The sequence below is a fragment of the Cellulosimicrobium sp. NPDC057127 genome, from assembly GCF_042670945.1.
Lineage (GTDB): Bacteria > Actinomycetota > Actinomycetes > Actinomycetales > Cellulomonadaceae > Cellulosimicrobium.
Genome location: NZ_JBHUUP010000016.1, coordinates 90,742 through 108,333, shown reverse-complemented (window position 1 = coordinate 108,333; position 17,592 = coordinate 90,742). Strand labels below are relative to the sequence as shown.

Sequence of the window (17,592 nt, the reverse complement as noted above, 5' to 3'; positions counted from 1 at the left end):
CGCCCCCGGTGGAGGGGCGCGGGCCGGGCGTCGTGCGGGTACGGCGTCAGCCGCAGGCGAGCGCCTCGAACGCGCTCTCCCGGCTGGTCGTCACCTCGGTGCCGTCGAGGGTCGCGGCGGCGGTGACGGTGGCGGTGCCGGCCGGTGCCGACGTCGCACGCACCGGGAACGCCTGGTAGGCCGAGCGGCCCGGCGCGACGTCCGCGAACGTCCGCGTGCCGTACGGCGTCGTGAGCGTCACGTCGACCGGCACGTCCTCGCCGTGCGTCGCTCGGACCGCGACGTAGGCCTTGCCGGCGAGGCAGCGCGGCGACACCTCGACGTCGACCGCGAGCTCCGGCGCCGGCTCCTCGTCCCCGTACGCCGCGAGGAGCGCGGCGTGCTCGGCGGCCGTGACCGGCAGGACCGTGCCGTGGCGCGGGCTGCTGGGCAGCTGCGCGTCCACCGCGGTCCACTCGCCCGAGTCGAGGTCCGTCGACTCGAACGCCATGTACCCCTCGCCCCCGTGGTAGCTCGGCTGGTCCACGAACAGGTACCACTTCTCCTCGAGGTTCGAGCGGAACGCCGTCGGCCCCTCCCCGTTGGTGAACGTGCCGCCCCACGGGTTCGGCTCGCCGTACCCGATGCGCTCGGCGACGAGCTCCCAGTCCGTCGACCGCAGATCCGTCGACTTCTCCAGGCGCGGGATCATGTACGCCTCGTCCTTGGTGAACCGGTAGTACGTGCCCTCGTGCTCGACGATCGACGAGTCGATCATGCCGAGGCCGTTGCCGCGCTTCTCGTCGATCCACACCTGCGGCTCGCTGAACGTCACGAAGTCGCGCGTGGTGGCGTACATCATGCGCTGGTAGGAGGTCGCGATGTCGCGGCCAGAGGTGTCGGTCGTCGGGTAGAGCGCGGACGCCCAGTAGACGATGTACTCGCCGCGCTCGGCGTCCCAGAACGCCTCGGGCGCCCACGTGTTGCCCGCGTACTCGCTCGACACGGTGACCATGCGCTGCTCGGACCAGTTCACCAGGTCCGTCGACTCCCAGATCATCAGGGCCCGCGACCCGCGCTCCTGCGCGTTGCCGAAGTCGTTCCCGCCGTAGATGCGCAGGTCGGTGGCGAGCATGAAGAACCGGTCACCCTCGGGCGAGCGGATGATGAACGGGTCGCGCAGGCCCTTCTCGCCGAGCGTGGACGTGAGCACCGGCTCGCCGTCGTTGAGCTCTACCCAGTCCAGCGGGTCGTTGCCGTCGCTCACGCTGAAGTAGACCGACTCGCCGTCGGGCGTGCTCTCCCCCTCGAAGTACGGGAAGAAGTACCCCTCGTAGTCGGCGTCAGCCGGGCTCGGGAGCACGGTCGCGTCGTACGTGTGCGTGGCGGTCGCGCCGTCCTTGGTCGCGGTGACCGTGAGCTGCACGACGACCGGCTCCTCGCCGTGCGCCGGTCGCGTCACCTCACCGGTGGCGGAGACGGTCGCGGCGTCGGACGAGGCCCACGCGAGCGTCGAGCCGTTCTCCCCGGTGGCCGGGAGCGTGAGGTTGCCGCGCACGTCGTCGAGGTGCGGGATCGAGACGTGCTCGGCGTCCCACTGCGCCGCCTCGGCAGGCTCGAGCTGCGCGAGGACGGTGACGTCGAACGCCGCGGTCCGGGTGACGGCGCCGCGCGTGACGGTGGCGGTGAGCGTCACCGTCGCGTCGTCCGCACCGGCCGCGGGACGCGTCACCTTCCCCGCCGCGGAGACCACGGCGGCGTCGGACGACGTCCACGTGATGGCCGACCCCTGGGCGCCCGCCGTCGGCAGCGTCAGGTCGGCCGTGACCGCGCTCGTGTCGCCGAGGTCGAGCGCCGCGACGTCGGCGTCGGCCGCCGCCGTCGCCGTGCCCGCCGCGAGCTGGGCGGCCTCGGCCGCGGTGACCGCGCGGTCGTAGAGCCGGAAGTCGCGGACCTGGCCCTTGAGGTACCGGTCGCCGGAGTAGACCGACCGGCCGACGTAGTTCGCCGTCGTCTGCCCGGCGCCGATCTGCCCGGGGTCGGTCGTGACGTTCGTGGCCTGACGGACCTGCACCCCGTCCTCGTAGAGCGTCGCCGTGGTGCCCGAGAGCGTCCACGTGAGCGTCTTCCACACGCCGCGCGTGAGGTTCGAGCCCTTCGTGACCGTCTGCTCGGTCGACCAGTTGCCGGTCGCGATCGACGTCCGGTAGGCGTTCCCCGTCGTGAAGAGGTAGCCGTTGCCCGCCGTGCCGCTCGTGTTGCCCAGGCCGTAGATGAAGTACGGCGTGCCCTGGCTGGGGTCGACGAGCACGTCGAGGCTCACCGTGGCGTCGGTGATCCCCGCCAGCAGGTGGTCGGGCAGGTCGACGTAGTCGTCGGTGCCGTCGAGCGCGAGCCCGTCGGGGGTCGCCGTCGCACCGTGCACCGTGGCCGGGCCGAACGTCGAGCCCTCCGCGAGGTTCGCCGTCGTGCCGTCCGTCGTGCTGGCAGCGTCGAGCGGGTACCAGGCGACGAGCCCCTCGTCCGCGGGTCCGCCGACGTCGGCGACGGCCGGCGCGGTGGCGGCCGCGAGCATCGTCGCGGTGAGCGCGCCGACGAGCCCGACGGCGATCCCCGCCGTCCGGCGCCGTGGGGCGCGGGTCCTGAGTCCTGTCATGTCGTCCTTCTCCTCGTCGAGATGAAACGTTCGTCTCGCGAGGTAGAACCCGCGGTCGCGAGGTAGGACCCGGCGGGTTCTACCTCGCGACCTGCGTTTCTACCTCGCGCGTGGGTCAGCCGCAGGTGGCGGCGTCGTAGTCGACCTCGTACTCCGTGGTGACGGGCTCGCCGTCGAGCACCGCGGTGCCCGTGACCGTCGCCGTGCCGGCCGCGAGCGACGTCGCCCGGACCGGGAAGGCCTGGTAGGCCGACTTCCCCGGAGCCACGTCCGCGACCGTCTTCTCGCCGAACGGCGTCGCGAGCGTGACGTCCGCGGGCACGTCGCCCGCGTTGGTGGCCCGGACCGCGAGGTAGACCTTGCCGGCGAGGCACCGCGGGGTGGCCTCGACGGTGAGCTCGACCTCGGGCTGCGGGGCGACGTCGACCGGGTCGACGCTCTCGAGCGTCGGCGTGACCTCCTGGATCAGGCCGTCCTCGCCGAACGTCAGCCGGTCGATCGTCGTCTCGCGGTTGGTGCCGTTGCCGCCCGGGATCGCGAAGCGGTGGTACGCGATGTACCAGTCGTCCGTGCCCGCGACGTTGAGGATCGAGCTGTGCCCGGTCCCGAGGATGCCCTGCGACGGGTCCTTCTCGAGGATGACGCCGCGGTAGGTCCACGGGCCCTCCATGCTCGTCGCGGTGGCGTACCCTACGCGGTAGTTCGGCGACCCGGTGTCGTCGATCGAGTACGTGAGGTGGTAGATCCCGTCGCGGAAGTTGACGAACAGGTCCTCGCGGAAGTCCGTCAGCCCCGGGATGCGGCGCAGCGTGTCCTGCTCGATCGACGTCATGTCGTCGGACAGCTCGGCCATGACCGGGCCGTTCGACGGGCCGCCGTTGCCCCACAGGAGCCAGTACTTCCCGGTCTGCGGGTCGTGGAACGCCGCCGGGTCGATGGCCTGGCCCGAGGCGATCGGCTCACCGTTGGTGATCATCGCCGTCGGTTCCGCGGTGAACGGTCCCTCGGGGCTGTCGGCCACCGCGACGCCGATCGTCTTGCGGTCGTACGTCGGGTTGTGGCCGGAGAAGTAGAAGTAGTACTTCCCGTCCCGCTCGATGATCGTCGGCGCCCACGCGTTGCCGGTCGCCCACGGGACGTTCCCGTTCGCGCCGTCGAGCGTGAGGAACGGCTCCTCCGAGCGCTCCCAGTCGACCAGGTCCGTGGACTTCCAGACGTAGAAGTCCTTGCCGCCCCAGCCGGGGGTGCCGTCGGTCGTCGCGTAGAGGTAGAACGTGTCGCCGAACTGCGCGATGTTCGGGTCGGCGTACCGCCCGGGCAGGACGGGGCTGTTCATCTCCTTCGCCTGGACCGTCCACGTGCGCGACGACCCGTCCGGCCCGGTCACCGTGTACTCGACCGGCTCGGTGAAGTCGTGCACCGACCCGTTCTCCGGCGACACCGTCGCACGCGGCGAGACCGCGAGGACCGGCGCGAGCGCCGTGAGGTCCGTGCCCGGCTCCACCGGGAGCGTGACCGTGGAGCTCGCGCCGTCGACGATCGCCGGAACCTTCAGCGCGTCGAGCTCGGCGCCGGTGACGGCCGTGTGGTCGGCCCCGAGCTGGAACACCTCGTCCGCCGTGAGCGCGCGGTCGTAGACCCGGAAGTCGCGGACCGAGCCCTTGAGGTAGCGGTCGCCCGAGTACAGCGAGCGGCCGATGTAGTTCGCGAGCGTCTGCCCGCCCCCGATGTCCTCGGGGTCGATGGTGACGTTCTCCTGGCGGCCCACCTCGACGCCGTCCTCGTAGAGCACGGCGGTCGTGCCCTCGAGCGTGTACGTGAGGTGCTTCCAGACGCCGCGCTGCAGGTCGGCGCTCTTGCTCACCGTCTGCTCGGTGTTCCAGTTCCCCGTCGCGATCGACGTGCGGTAGGCGTTGCCCGTCGTGAACAGGTAGCCGTTCCCGGCCGATCCGCTGGAGTTGCCGAGGCCGTAGACGAAGTACGGCGTCGCCTGGTCCGTCGCGATCTTGACGTCGAGGCTCACGGTGATGTCCGTGAGGCCGGCGAGCAGGTGGTCGGGCAGATCGACGTAGTCGTCCGTCCCGTCGAGCGCCACGCCCTCGCCGTCACCGGCGAAGCGGGCGCCGTTCGTCAGCGTGGCGGCGCCGATCGTGCCGCCGGGCGCCGAGTTGGCCGCCGTCGTGCCGCTCGTCTCGTCCAGGGCGTACCGGACCACGAGGCCCGGGACGTCCTGCGTCACCTCGATCGCGACGTACACGGTGCGTGACCCGTCCGCGGTGGTCGCGGTGACCATGGCGTGGCCCTCGTCGACGCCCGTGACGACGCCGTCGGCCGAGACCGTGGCGACCGACTCGTCGTCGGACGCCCACGTGATCGCCCGTGCGCTGGCGTTCGCCGGCGTCACGGTGGCGGTGAGCTGCCGCGTGCCGCCGACGCCGACCTGCACCGACCCGGGGGTGACGGTCAGGCCCTCGACCGGCACCGCCTCGTCCGTGACGGTCACGACCGCGCGGGCGCGGACGCTCACCCCGCCGCCGAGGCTGCCCTCGACGACGAACTCGCCCTCCTGCGCGTACGACGCCGGGTCGACGGCGTCCCACGTGACGTCGGCCGGGCCCGTGGACCCGTCCGCGAAGTGCGCGGTGACCTCGGCGGGCAGCATCGGCTCCGAGCCGGTCTGGACCGTGACCGCGACGTCGTCGACGGCCTCGACGAACGCGTCGGGCTGGTACGTGCGCAGCAGGCGGTCGTACTCCGCCTGCGTCACCGGGAGCACGGTGCCGTGGCGCGGGCGCGACGGCATCTCGTAGTCGGTCGACATGGTCCACTCCGCCGCGTCGAGCGAGGTGGACTCGAACGGCACGTAGCCGCGGCCGCCGAACTCGTCGATGAAGAGGTACCACTTCTCCTCGGTGTTGGACTTGAAGATCGTCGGGCCCTCGCCCTGGTTGATGCCGCCGCTGATCGAGTTCGCCTTGCCGATGCAGTCGGTGACGTACTCCCAGTCGGTCGAGAGCAGCTCGTCCGAGCGCTCCGCGAGGATGAACTTCGAGCACGGCGTGGACGACGTGTTGTTCCGCTCGTCCTTGGTGAAGCGGTAGAACGTGCCGTCGTCGTCCTGCGCGACGGTGGAGTCGATGACGGAGTAGCCCGGGTCGACCCACACCTGCGCCTCGGAGAACGTCACGAAGTCGCGCGTCGTCGCGTACATCATGCGGTTGTAGCTGTTGCCGGTGTGGCCGGGGTCGTCCTCCGCGTAGAGCTTCGACGCCCAGAACACCACGTACGCGTCGATCGACTCGTCGTAGTACGCCTCGGGCGCCCACGTGTTGCCCGCGGTCTCCGGGGAGACCTCGACGAGGCGCTGGTCGGTCCAGTTCACGAGGTCCGTGGACTCCCAGACCATGATCGACCGCGAGCCCTGCCGCTGTGCCGCGTCCCAGCCGTTGCCGTCGTAGATCCGCAGGTCGGTGGCGATCTGGTAGAACTTGTCGCCCTCGGGCGAGCGGATGATGAAAGGGTCCCGCAGGCCCTTCTCGCCGAGCTCCGACGTCAGCACGGGCTGGTTGTCGTTGAGGTTCTGGTAGTTCAGCGGGTCGTTGCCCTGGCTCAGGCCGAAGTACACCTGCTCGCCCGTGGCGGTGCCCTCGCCGACGAAGTACGAGAACAGGTAGCCCTCGAGCTCCTCCTGCTCGGGCAGCGGCGGCACGTGCGCGGTCAGCTCGCGCGTCGCGGTCGCCGCGCCGACGGTGGCCGTGGCGGTGAGCGTGACCGTCTCGGCGTCCTCGCCGTGGGCGGGGCGCGTCACCTCGCCGGTCGGCGTGACGGTGGCCGACGACGACGCCCAGCTCACGCTCGCACCGTGGAGGCCGGTGGTGGGCAGGGTCAGGTGACCGCGCACGTCGTCGAGGTTCGCGACCTCGATCGCCGCGACGGCGGCCTCGGCCTTCGCCTGGTCACCGTCGCCCGGGAGCACCGTGACGACGAAGGCGCGCGTCTCGCTCGTGCCGCGCAGCGCGACCGTGGCGGTGAGCGTCGCGGTCGCGGGCTCCTCGCCCGCGGCGGGACGCGTCACGGTGCCGTCGGCGGCGACGACGCCGTCGTCCGACGTGGCCCACGTGACGGCGGACCCGCCGACACCCTTCGCGGGCAGCGCGAGGTCCGTGACGACGGCGCTCGTGTCGCCGAGGTCGAGCGCGGCGGCGTCGGCGGCCACCGCCTCCGCCGCGCCGTCCGCGGCGAGGTCCGCGACCTCCTGCGCCGTGAGCGCGCGGTCGTAGAGCCGGAAGTCCTTCATGCGGCCCTTGAAGAGGTTGTCCGCCGCGTACGCGGACCTCCCGAGCGCGTTGGCCGTCGTGGTGCCGCCGCCGATCGCGCCCGGGGTGATGGTCACCGCGGTGTTCTGCCCGACCTGCGCGCCGTCCTCGTACAGGCGCGCGGTGCCGTCGGCGAGCGTGTAGGTCACGGTCTTCCACACGCCGCGGGCGAGCGGCGCCGCCGGTGCCTTCGCGGTGTTCTGCTCGCGACCCCAGGCGAGGTCGGAGATGGTCGCGCGGTAGTTCGCGTTCCCGGTCGAGAACAGGTAGCCGTCCCCGGACTGCGGGGTGCCCACGGCCGGGTTGCCGAGGGTGTAGAAGAAGTAGTTCCCCGAGAGGGTCGGGTCGATCCAGACGTCGGCGCTCACCGTGACGGCGTCCGTGCCGGCGAGCAGGTCGTCGGGGAGGTCGACGTGGTTCGAGCCGCCGAAGGTCAGCCCCTGGCCCTCGAGCCAGCCGCCACCGGTGCCCACCAGCGTCGCGTCCAGACCGCTGCCCGACGCGTCGTGCGCGACGGTGCCCGCGGTCTCGTCGAGCGGCAGCCACAGCTGCAGGCCGTCCGTCGTGGGTGCTGCGGTGGCGACCGCCCCGGCGGCGGTCGTCGCAGTGGTGGTCGTGGCCGGCGCAGGTGACGCGGCGGCGGTCGCCGCGGTCGCGAGCGGTGCCACCAGCGCGAGCCCGAGCGCACCGGCGAGCGCGCGCCGGCGCGACCGTGCTGCGGGCGGTCTGGCCGGTGGAGTGGCGTGGCGTGAGGTCATCGATGACTCCTCGTCGTCGTACCCCGGCGTCGTCGCCGGGCGGCGCGGCCCGTCGTCGGACCGGTGGATGTGAACGCTAACAGGACCGCCTCGGGACGGGACAGGTCCCGTCCCGGAACGATCAGGAACGAACGGCGCGCACGAGCGCACGGTGGGGCCCCGAGGCCGCGAGTCCACCTCACGGCCCCGGGGCCCCACCGCACGGACGGCGTCAGCCGCAGTCGAGCGCGTCGTGGGCGACGTCGACGCTCCCCGTCACCTCCTCGCCGTCGAGCACGGCGCTCGCCGTCACCGTCGCCGAGCCCGCGGGCACGGTCGCGGCACGCGCCGGGAACGACTGGTACGCGTTCCTGCCGGGTGCGACGTCGGCGAACGCCTTCTCGCCGTACGGCGTCGAGAGCGTCACGTCGACGGGCACGTCCTCACCGTTCGTCGCGCGGACCGCGACGTACACCTTGCCCGCGAGGCACCGCGGCTGCGCCGTCACCTCGAGGTCGACGCCCGGGACGGCGTCACCCGCCGCGAACTCCCATGTGTCGACCTCGACCAGGTCCTCACCCTCCGGACCGGAGAACGTGAAGTACACGTCGTGCACCCCGGCGACGCCGGAGAGCTCCGCCGTGACCTCGGACCACTCTCCGACCGGGGAGTCGAGCTCGACCGTCCCCACCACCGGACCGGTGCGGTCGTCGAGGCGCACCTCGACCCGGGCCCCCGCCACCAGCGGCTTCACGCGCGCCGTGACGGACGTCGCGCCGTCGCCGAAGTCGACCGACGAGAGCGCCGACCAGTCCCCGTCGTCCACGTCACGGACGACGAGGTTCGGCGCATCGTCACCGAACTGCGCGGAGCCGCGGTCGACCGCCTCGGTGGTCAGACCCTGCTGCCAGCCGAACGTCTCGGCCTCGATCACCCGGAACGGGTCGAAGTCCTTGACCTGGTCCGGACCGGCGTAGTCGCCCACGACCTGCTGGATCGTGCCGTCCGCGTTGAACGTCAGCTCCTGGATGTGCGGGCTGCGGTAGCCCTGGGTCGTGTTCCCGGTGATCCGCTTGTTGAGCGTCGGGGCGTGGTACGTGAAGTAGAACTTGCCGTCGAGCTCGAACACGGACTGGTGGTTGTTGCCCCCGGTGCCGGCGCCGAAGAACTGCGACTGGTTGGGGAACAGCACGCCCGCGTACGTCTCCTTGGGGAACGACATCGGGTCGTCGGACATCATGTAGCCGATCTGCCCGCCGCCGGGGTACCCGGGCAGCGGCGTCTGGTTCCCGCCGAAGTCGTTCCCGCCGAAGTGGGACGAGTACGAGAGGTAGTACGTGCCCTCGCGCTCGAACACCTGCGCCGCCTCGAACGCGACGGGCGCGTCCACCACGGCGGCCGTGCCCTGCGTCGAGACCATGTCGTCGCCGAGCTCGATGACGCGGATGTTCTTCGGGTTGTTGAAGCGCTCAGCCGCCGGCATCGACGTCGACGCCGGGCCACCGCCGAAGTACAGGTACGCGTCGCCGTCGTCCGTGACGAGCGGGGCCGGGTCGAACTTCCACGCGACCGCCTCGGCGCCCGGCGTGCGGCCGTCGATCAGCGTGCTGTCGCGCTCGCTCGTCCAGGGACCCAGCGGGGACTCCCCCGTGATGACGTTCGAGGACCCGCCGCCGTTGGCGTAGTAGAGGAAGTACTTCTCCTCGCCGTCGACGACCTTCTTCGCCATGCCCGGCGCCCACGAGTTGTTCGTGAACGGCGCGACGCCCTGCGGTCCCGCGACCTGGATCTCGCCGTGGTCGGTCCAGTTCACGAGGTCCTCGGACGAGATGAGCGTGATCTGGTTGATGTCCCCGTAGTTGATCTGCGGCGAGACTCCCGTGGCGGGGTCGGGCTCGTAGCCCTGCGTGTCGTTCGTCATGTAGAGGTAGACCCGGCCGTCGTCCACGAAGCCGAACGCGTCCGCGCCGAACTTGTGCGAGATCAGCGGGTTGTGCTCACCCGGGATCTTGCCGAGCACCTCGATCGTCCGCGACGCGGGCGGCGGCGGTGGCGCCCCGACGACCGACACGTCGTCGAGCACGAAGTCCATGAGGTGCGTCGCCGGGTCGGACGACGGCGAGCTCGTCCACGGCGTCTCGAAGAACAGGCGCGCGGTCCCGACGCTCTGGGACGCCGGGATGGTGAACGTCCCGGAGATCGTCGCCCACTGGCCCCGCGTCGCCGTGACGCTCACCAGGTTCGTGTAGGACCCGCCGCCGTAGTGCATGGTGGCGAAGAACTGCTTGGTCGCCGGGCTCTCCGCGGCGGTGTACTTGATCTTCGCGGTGAGCTCGTACGTCTCCCCTGCCTGCACCTTGCCGCTCAGGTCCTGCATCGGCCCCGACCCGGTCGTTGCCCGGTCCGTCATCAGCGCGGCCGCGTCGCCCGAGGCCGCGTCGGCCGTCGTCGAGAGGGTGCCGCCGTCGGTCGCGTTCCCGTTGTTGACGAACCACCCCGAGGTGCCGTCCTCGAACCCGCCGTTGACGACGAGCTCCTCGTCGGCGGCGTAGGACGGCAACGTCGCCGTGAGCGACGCGGCCACCAGCGCGGCGAGCGCGGTCCCCGCGAGGACGCGCCGGGACCGGCGTCGTCGTCGATGGTGCATGTCCATGGATCCTCCTTGATCACGTCCCTGCTCTGACCCGTCCTCGCGGTGCTCGCGAGGACGGTGCTGCACGACGGCCTCGTCGCCGTCGCGGGTCGACCCTCCTCTCCGTCCTCGGACGGTGCCCGGCCGGCCGTCCCGGCCGGGCACCCCCGTCACCCGCCGTAGGGGAGCGTGCGCGAGTGCGACGCCCCGTCGCCCGCGCGGGTCACCGTCACCGTGACCTCGCCCGCGGGCGCGTCGGCGAGCCGTGTCGCGAACGCCTGGTAGGCGTTCCTCCCGGGCTCGACGTCCGTGAAGGTCCGGCTGCCGTACGGCGTGGCCATGACGACGTCGACCGGGACGTCCTCCTCGTTCGTCACCCGGACCGCGACGTGGTCCCTGCCGCCCAGCGCCCGCAGGTCGGCCTCGGCCGCGAACGCGACCGGCGGCGGCGCCACCTCGACGAGCGACGCGAGCGCGAGGGCGAGCGCCCGGGCCGGCGCGTCGGCCTGGTTCTGGGTCGACGGCGTCGTCGTGGCGCGCGCCCACGCGAGGGCCCGTGCGACCTCGGCCCACGAGTCGGGCGTGTGGTCCGCGGCGTCGAGCGCCTCGGCCCGGGCGACGAGCGCGTCGAGCGCCGTGGTGTCGGCACCGCCGTCGGCGTCGAGCACGTCGCTCAGCAGGAAGTGGTCGACGTCCACGTGACCGCCGGTCTGCTCCTTGGCGTAGGAGAAGAGGCCGAACCGGTAGCCCATGAAGTGCGACAGGCTCCAGTCCATGACGAGCGGACCCTGCGGCGCGCCGAGCGGCTGCCACGTGGCCCCGTCGAGGCTGTAGGAGTACTGGACCCACAGCTGGCCCGGGCGCGAGGCGAAGTCGGCGTCCGCCTTGAGGTGCACGTCGGTGCCCGCGCCCAGCGGGACCTGCGAGCCGGCGACGAACGACTCGACGGCGTCGCGGTCGATCGTCTCCGTGAACGGCTGGAGCCGGGTGACGAGGCCGAGCGTGCGCGCGCCGTCCACCTGCTGGATCCCCGCGTACGCGAAGCTGCGACCGTAGACCGCGAGCCCGGCGACGTCGCCGTCGCGCATCCCGGAGACGTCGAGCCGCGCCTCGGCGGACGACGTCGGGCCGAACGTGCGCTGGCCGAGCGTGTTGCGCGCCTCCTCGAGGTACGTGAGGTCGCGACCGGGCGCCTTGGTGTACTCGGCTTCCCCCGTGACGACGTGCCCGTTGGTCAGGCGCAGCCATCCCTCGCGCTCGGTGAGGGACCAGTAGCGGTTGTCCGGCGCGTGGTTCCACTGCCACGCGAGGTCGAGGTCGGACCCGTTGTACGCGACCTCCTCCGCCGTGGGGTGCTCGCGGTCCGGCGCCCGGCCGACGAGCGAGACGTCGTCGAGCAGGTACTCGACGCTCGACGACGGCGGCTGCGGGTTCCCCCACGGCGTCTCCACGGCGAGCTTGAAGGTGCTCACGTCGGCGTCGGCGGGCACGGTGTACGTGCCGCGGACCGTGGTCCACTCCCCCGGGACCGCGTTCGCCCACGCGAGGGTCTTCACGCCGTCGCCCCAGTCGCCGACGACGTTGAACCGGACCTGCGCCGGCCCCGCGTCGTACCGCACCCGGGCCGAGACCTCGTACGTGACGCCTGCCTGGACCTCTCCGCCGAGCTGCTGGTTCGGTCCCGACCCGTTGAGCGTGCGGCCGCTCACCCGCAGCGCGGCGGTGCCCGACGCCGGGGCGGTGGTGTCCCGCGCGACGGTCGCCCCGTACTGCGCGCCCCAGGGCGCGGTCGTCGCGTCCTCGAACCCGGGGTTGGTCACGAGCTCGACGTCGAGCAGCGACTCGTCGTACACCGGCGCGTCCGGCACCTCCCACACGGTGTCGCTGAACGCCTTGTGCTCGGCGTCGTTCGCGAAGTCGTCCGACGCGACGATGCTCTTGAGCCGCTCGCGCCGCTCGGTCGCCTCGTCGAGCACGATCGGCTTGGTGAACGTGTCGCCCACGCGGACCGAGCCGTCGTCCCCGAAGGTCGGCCAGCCGTCCTCCCACGTCGCCGGGATGAGCGCAGGGATGCGGCCGAGGGGGTACGTGTCCCGGAAGAACATGCCCCACCACTCGTACCCGCCGTCGCCGTCGGGCACCTCGACGAGGCCGCCCTGGGCGAAGCCGTCGGAGTTGAGCGCGCTGCGCGCCTCGTAGGGGTTGGACCCGTCCTCGGTCTGGTAGCGGCCGAGCAGGTGCGGCGAGCGGAACAGCACCTCCTGACGCCCCTGCCCCGGGGGCCACGTGATGATCGCGACGTAGTACTGGCCGTCGATGTGGTGGACCTGCGCGCCCTCGAACAGCCCGCCGATGAACGGCTCGCCCGCGTAGTCCTGGGCCCGGAAGATGTTCGGGTAGTCCGCGACGATCTCGGTGAGGTCGTCGTCCAGCCGCACGGCGCTCGTCGCCCCGGACCCGTAGAAGATGTACGGCGTCCCCCCGTTCGCGTCGTCGAAGAACAGCGAGGGGTCGTGCAGCCCGCGGCCGAGCGGCGTGCGCTCCCAGGCACCGTCCTCGACGTCGTCGGTGCGGAAGAGGTACGAGCCGCCGAGGTCGTTGGTGTTGAACACGACGTAGAACGTGCCGTCGTGGTACCGCAGCGACGACGCCCACTGCCCGTTGCCGTAGCCGTTCTGCCCGTTGCGCAGCGACGACACGTCGCCGGTGCCCAGCCGGTCGTACACGTAGTTGACGATCTCCCAGCTCACGAGGTCGTACGACTTCATGATCGGGGCGCCGGGCGCGAGGTGCATCGTCGTGCTGATCATGTAGTAGACGTCGCGACCCTCGTCGTTCTCCGCGGCAGGGACCCGCGTGACGCTGATGTCGGGGACGTCGCTGCGCAGCAGCGGGACGTCGTACGTGCCGTCACCGTTGTCCGTGGTCGTCAGGCCGGAGAGCGGGAGGTCCTGCTCGTCCGCGGTCGCGGTGCCGGCCGCACCGCCCGTCGCACCCAGGGTCAGGGCGCTCGCGAGCGCGATCGCGAGCGCTCGGCGGCGCCGCCCGTCGTGCCGTGCTGTCATGCCGTTCCTCCTCGTCGAGGTCCTGCAGCGTGCTGTCGTCGATGCGGACGTCGCCCCCGCGTCCGCCGTTCCCTCGCGGCCCGTCGGACCGGCCACGAGGCGGAGCCGTCATCCGGCTCAGGAGCGGGACGGTCTGCGTCGTGGTTCCATGGCCTGCTCTCCTCGTCGAGAGTCCCGCGCACACCGCGGTGTGTGAGCGTTCACAACGAGCACCACCGTAGTGTGAGCGTTCACATGGCGCAATGGCTCCGGCCGGCCCACGGCGGACGTCCCGCCGTCCCCGGTACCGGGGGACGACGGGACGCCGGACGGGCGGTGGGCTCGTGGCGCGACGCCCACGCCCGGTGCGGGAAGGGGGCTACCGCCGTCGGACGACGAGCACGCGCTGCAGGATGACGAACACGAGCAGCAGCGCGCCGATGACGATCTTCGTCCACCAGGACGAGAGCGTGCCCTCGAACGTGATGATCGTCTGGATCAGGCCGAGCACGAGCACGCCGAGGACCGACCCCAGCACGAAGCCGGTCCCGCCGGTGAGGAGCGTGCCGCCGATGACCACGGCGGCGATCGCGTCGAGCTCCATGCCCACACCGGTCAGGGAGTAGCCCGACCGGGAGAACATCGCGAACAGCAGACCGCCGATCCCGGCGCACGTGCCGCTCACCACGTAGACCAGCACCTTGGTGCGCGCGACGGGCAGACCCATGAGCATCGCGGACTGCTCGCCGCCACCGATCGCGTAGACCGTCCGGCCGAACTGCGTGTAGTGCAGCAGGAAGAACGCGGCGGCGACGACGACGAGGGCCACCACGACGGCCGTCGTCACGCGCCACTCGGGACCGAGCTGCTGGCTCCAGCTCGCGATGGACACGAACGTCTCGTCGGTGATCGGGATCGACTCGAGGCTGATGACGTAGCAGAGGCCTCGTGCGAGGAACATCGCCGCCAACGTCGCGATGAACGGTTGGATGTCGAAGACGTGCACCATGATGCCGACGACGAACCCGAGGACGGTGCCGATCAGCACGACCAGCGGGATGACGACGGCGGCGGGCCACCCGCTCTGCAGCAGGGACGCCGCGGTGACGCCCGACAGGGCGACGACGGCGCCCACGGACAGGTCGATGCCGCCCGTGAGGATCACGAACGTCATGCCCACGGCGAGCACGATGAGGAACGAGTTGTTGATGAACAGGTTCGAGATGACGCGCCCGGAGAGGAAGTTCTCGTACCGGCTGCCGCCGACGGCGAGCATGAGCGCGAGGACGACGAACGTGCCGACCACGGGCAGGTAGCGGCGGTCCAGCCGGATGCGCGACGAGAAGCGCGTCGCCATGCCGGCGGTCGTGCCGGCCGCGTGCGATGGCTCGTTGCCCGGTTCCCGGGGCGAGGTGGGCGTGGGCGTCTTGACGGTGGACATCAGGCGGTCACCTCCGCGGCCTGGGCGGGCGTGCGCGCCGCGCGGCGTCGTCGGGCGGCGATCATCTCGCGCGCCTTCGGCGACTGCGCGAGGCAGACCGCGATGACGACGATCGCCTTGAACAGCGGCGTCACGGACGGCGAGATGCCCAGCATCGTCACCGTGAGCGTGAGCGTCTGGATGACGAGGACGCCCACGAGCGTCCCCGAGAGCGAGAACTTGCCGCCGGCGAGCGACGTGCCGCCGATGACGACGGCGAGGATCGCGTCGAGCTCGATGAACAGGCCGGCGTTGTTCGCGTCGGCCGCCATGACGTTCGAGCTGATGATGAGGCCGGCGACACCGGCGAAGAGGGCGCTGACGGCGTAGACGGTCCAGATGATCGTCCGCGCCCGCACCCCGGCGAGGCGGCTGGCCTCGGGGTTGATGCCGACCGACTCGATGAGCATCCCGAGCGCGGTGCGCCGCGTGAGCAGCGCCACGGCCGCGAACACCAGACCGGCGATGATCACCGCGACGGGCAGCCCGAGCCAGAACCCGGACCCGAGGGTCCGGAACGGCTCGCTGTTGACGGTCGTGATCTGACCGCCCGTGATGAGCATCGCGACACCGCGCCCGGCGGTCATGAGGACGAGCGTCGCGATGATGGGCTGGATCCCGAGCACCGAGACGAGGAAGCCGTTCCACACCCCGAGGACGAAGGACAGCGCGAGCGCGATCCCGATGGCCACGAGGACGGTGGTGACGCTGCCGGGGTCCGGCGACGACGCGATGAAGCTCAGGGCGACGGCTCCGGAGATCGCGACGACCGCGCCGACCGAGAGGTCGATGCCGCGCGTCGCGATGACGAGCGTCATGCCGAGGGCGACGAGCAGCAGGGGCGCGCCGTTCTTCAGCAGGTTGATCAGCGCACCGAACAGGTGGCCGTCCTGCACCCGCACCGACAGGAAGCTCGGGCGGTTGACCGTGTTGGCGACGAGCAGCGCGACCAGCGCGACGACCGGCCAGAACAACCGGTGGTGGTACACCCGCTGCCAGGTGGACGTGGTGGCGGTCATGACGTGGGGCCTCCGCTCGCGATGAGCTCGACGACGCTCTCGACGGAGACGTCGTCGTCGTTGGTGATCTCGGCGACCTTGACCCGGTCGCGCAGCACGGCGATCCGGTGGCTGAGGCGCAGGACCTCCTCGAGCTCCGCCGAGATGAACAGGACCGACATGCCCTCGCTCGCGAGCTGCGCCACGAGCTTCTGGATCTCGGCCTTGGCGCCGACGTCGATGCCGCGTGTGGGCTCGTCGAGGATGAGCAGCTTGGGAGCGGTCGCGAGCCAGCGCGCGAGGAGTACCTTCTGCTGGTTGCCGCCCGACAGGTTCTTGATGAGCGCGTCCGGGTTCGCGGGCCGGATGGCGAGCGCCTGGATGTACTTGTCGACGAGCTCGTCGACCTGCTTGCGCGGCAGGCGCCGCGCCCAGCCGCGCTCGGCCTGGAGCCCGAGGACGATGTTCTCGCGGATCGTCAGGTCGCCGACGATGCCCTCCGCCTTGCGGTGCTCCGAGGAGAACGCGATCTTCTCGCGCATCGCCGCGCGCGGGGTGCGCAGCCGGCGGACCAGCCCGCCGATGCGCGTCTGGCCCGTGTCGGCGTGGTCGGCACCGGCGAGCAGGCGTGCGAGCTCGGTACGGCCAGAGCCGAGGAGGCCGGCCAGGCCGACGACCTCGCCCGCGTGGATGTCGAGGTCGAACGGCTGGATCGAGCCCTTGCGACCGAGCCCGACCGCCTGGACGAACGGCGTCGTGTCCGCGCCGTCGGCCGCGGTCCGCTTCGGCGCCTCGTCGAGCTCCGACAGGACTTCGAGCGACGTGCCGATCATCTTCGACACGAGCTCGAGCCGCGGCAGCTCGGCGGTGCGGTACTCCCCGACGAGTCGGCCGTTGCGCAGCACCGTCATGCGGTCGGAGATCTCGTAGACCTGCTCGAGGAAGTGCGAGACGAAGAGGATGGCCACGCCCTCGTCCCGCAGGCGGCGGACGACGGCGAAGAGCTGGGCGACCTCGTCCGCGTCGAGGCTCGAGGTCGGCTCGTCGAGGATGAGCACCTTGACGTCGACGACGAGCGCGCGGCTGATCGCCACGAGCTGCTGGATGGCGAGCGAGTGCGACGAGAGCGAGGACGCGGGGTCGATGCGCAGGTTGAGACGCTCGAGCATCTCCCCCGCCCGGCGGCGCGTCGCGCGCCAGTCGATGGCCCCGGCGCGGCGGAGCTCGTGCCCGAGCATGATGTTCTCGGCGACGGAGAGGTTCTCGCAGAGGTTGACCTCCTGGTACACCGTCGAGACCCCGGCCTCCTGGGCCTCGCCCGGGCCGGAGAACGTGTGCTCGGTGCCGTCGACGACGATCCGGCCGGCGTCGATCGAGTAGACGCCGGTGAGCGCCTTGATGAGGGTGGACTTGCCGGCACCGTTCTCACCCATGAGGGCGTGGACCTCGCCGGGACGCAGGGTGAGGTCCACGCCGTCGAGCGCCTTGACGCCCGGGAACTCGATCGAGATCCCGGTCATCTGGACGACGGGCGGACCGTCCGTGCTGGGGATTGTCATCGCTGACCTTCCGTACTGCGATCGACGTGCGGCGATCGACGGCTCACGACCGGTCCCGCGACCGGCCGCACCTGATGGCGGTCGCGGGGGGGGGGGGGGGGGCCCCCCCCCGCGCCCCCCCGCGGCGGGGGGGCGGGGGGCGGGGGGGGGGCGGCGCCCCCCCGGGGGGGGCCCGCCGCGGGCGCGCGCGC

Annotated in this window: 7 protein-coding genes; all 7 read right to left on the bottom strand. The window is 71.7% G+C overall.

Annotated features, from left to right (window positions below; genetic code table 11):
- Positions 1-46: 46 nt before the first annotated feature.
- Positions 47-2,635: an immunoglobulin-like domain-containing protein gene (locus ACFTZA_RS15070; protein ID WP_378196527.1), complete on the bottom strand. Its 2,589-nt coding sequence runs from the start codon at positions 2,633-2,635 to the stop codon at positions 47-49.
- A gap of 115 nt (positions 2,636-2,750) precedes the next feature.
- Positions 2,751-7,709 carry a family 43 glycosylhydrolase gene (locus ACFTZA_RS15065; RefSeq protein WP_378196524.1) on the bottom strand — a complete coding sequence of 1,653 codons (4,959 nt, stop codon included), beginning with the start codon at positions 7,707-7,709 and terminating at the stop codon, positions 2,751-2,753.
- Positions 7,710-7,920: 211 nt separating this feature from the next.
- Entirely contained in the window at positions 7,921-10,341 is a 2,421-nt protein-coding gene (locus ACFTZA_RS15060) for a family 43 glycosylhydrolase (RefSeq protein ID WP_378196521.1), read from the bottom strand.
- A gap of 149 nt (positions 10,342-10,490) precedes the next feature.
- Positions 10,491-13,385, bottom strand: a complete 2,895-nt coding sequence (locus tag ACFTZA_RS15055) for a family 43 glycosylhydrolase (protein ID WP_378196519.1) — start codon at positions 13,383-13,385, stop codon at positions 10,491-10,493.
- A gap of 358 nt (positions 13,386-13,743) precedes the next feature.
- A complete protein-coding gene (gene yjfF, locus ACFTZA_RS15050) occupies positions 13,744-14,721 on the bottom strand; it encodes a galactofuranose ABC transporter, permease protein YjfF (RefSeq protein WP_378196542.1) in 978 nt (325 codons plus the stop codon).
- 83 nt (positions 14,722-14,804) lie between these two features.
- Positions 14,805-15,863 (bottom strand): ABC transporter permease, encoded by a 1,059-nt coding sequence (locus tag ACFTZA_RS15045; protein WP_378196517.1) that lies wholly within the window; start codon positions 15,861-15,863, stop codon positions 14,805-14,807.
- Positions 15,860-17,401, bottom strand: a complete 1,542-nt coding sequence (locus ACFTZA_RS15040) for a sugar ABC transporter ATP-binding protein (RefSeq protein ID WP_378196514.1) — start codon at positions 17,399-17,401, stop codon at positions 15,860-15,862. Before ACFTZA_RS15040 ends, ACFTZA_RS15045 begins: the two co-directional genes overlap by 4 nt.
- Positions 17,402-17,592 lie beyond the last annotated feature (191 nt).

Coding starts and splice junctions, on each gene's coding strand:
- ACFTZA_RS15060 (WP_378196521.1), bottom strand. CDS start 10,341: ATGGACATGCACCATCGACGACGACGCCGGTCCCGGCGCGTCCTCGCG.
- yjfF (WP_378196542.1), bottom strand. CDS start 14,721: ATGGCGACGCGCTTCTCGTCGCGCATCCGGCTGGACCGCCGCTACCTG.
- ACFTZA_RS15045 (WP_378196517.1), bottom strand. CDS start 15,863: ATGACCGCCACCACGTCCACCTGGCAGCGGGTGTACCACCACCGGTTG.
- ACFTZA_RS15040 (WP_378196514.1), bottom strand. CDS start 17,401: ATGACAATCCCCAGCACGGACGGTCCGCCCGTCGTCCAGATGACCGGG.
- ACFTZA_RS15065 (WP_378196524.1), bottom strand. CDS start 7,709: ATGACCTCACGCCACGCCACTCCACCGGCCAGACCGCCCGCAGCACGG.
- ACFTZA_RS15055 (WP_378196519.1), bottom strand. CDS start 13,385: ATGACAGCACGGCACGACGGGCGGCGCCGCCGAGCGCTCGCGATCGCG.
- ACFTZA_RS15070 (WP_378196527.1), bottom strand. CDS start 2,635: ATGACAGGACTCAGGACCCGCGCCCCACGGCGCCGGACGGCGGGGATC.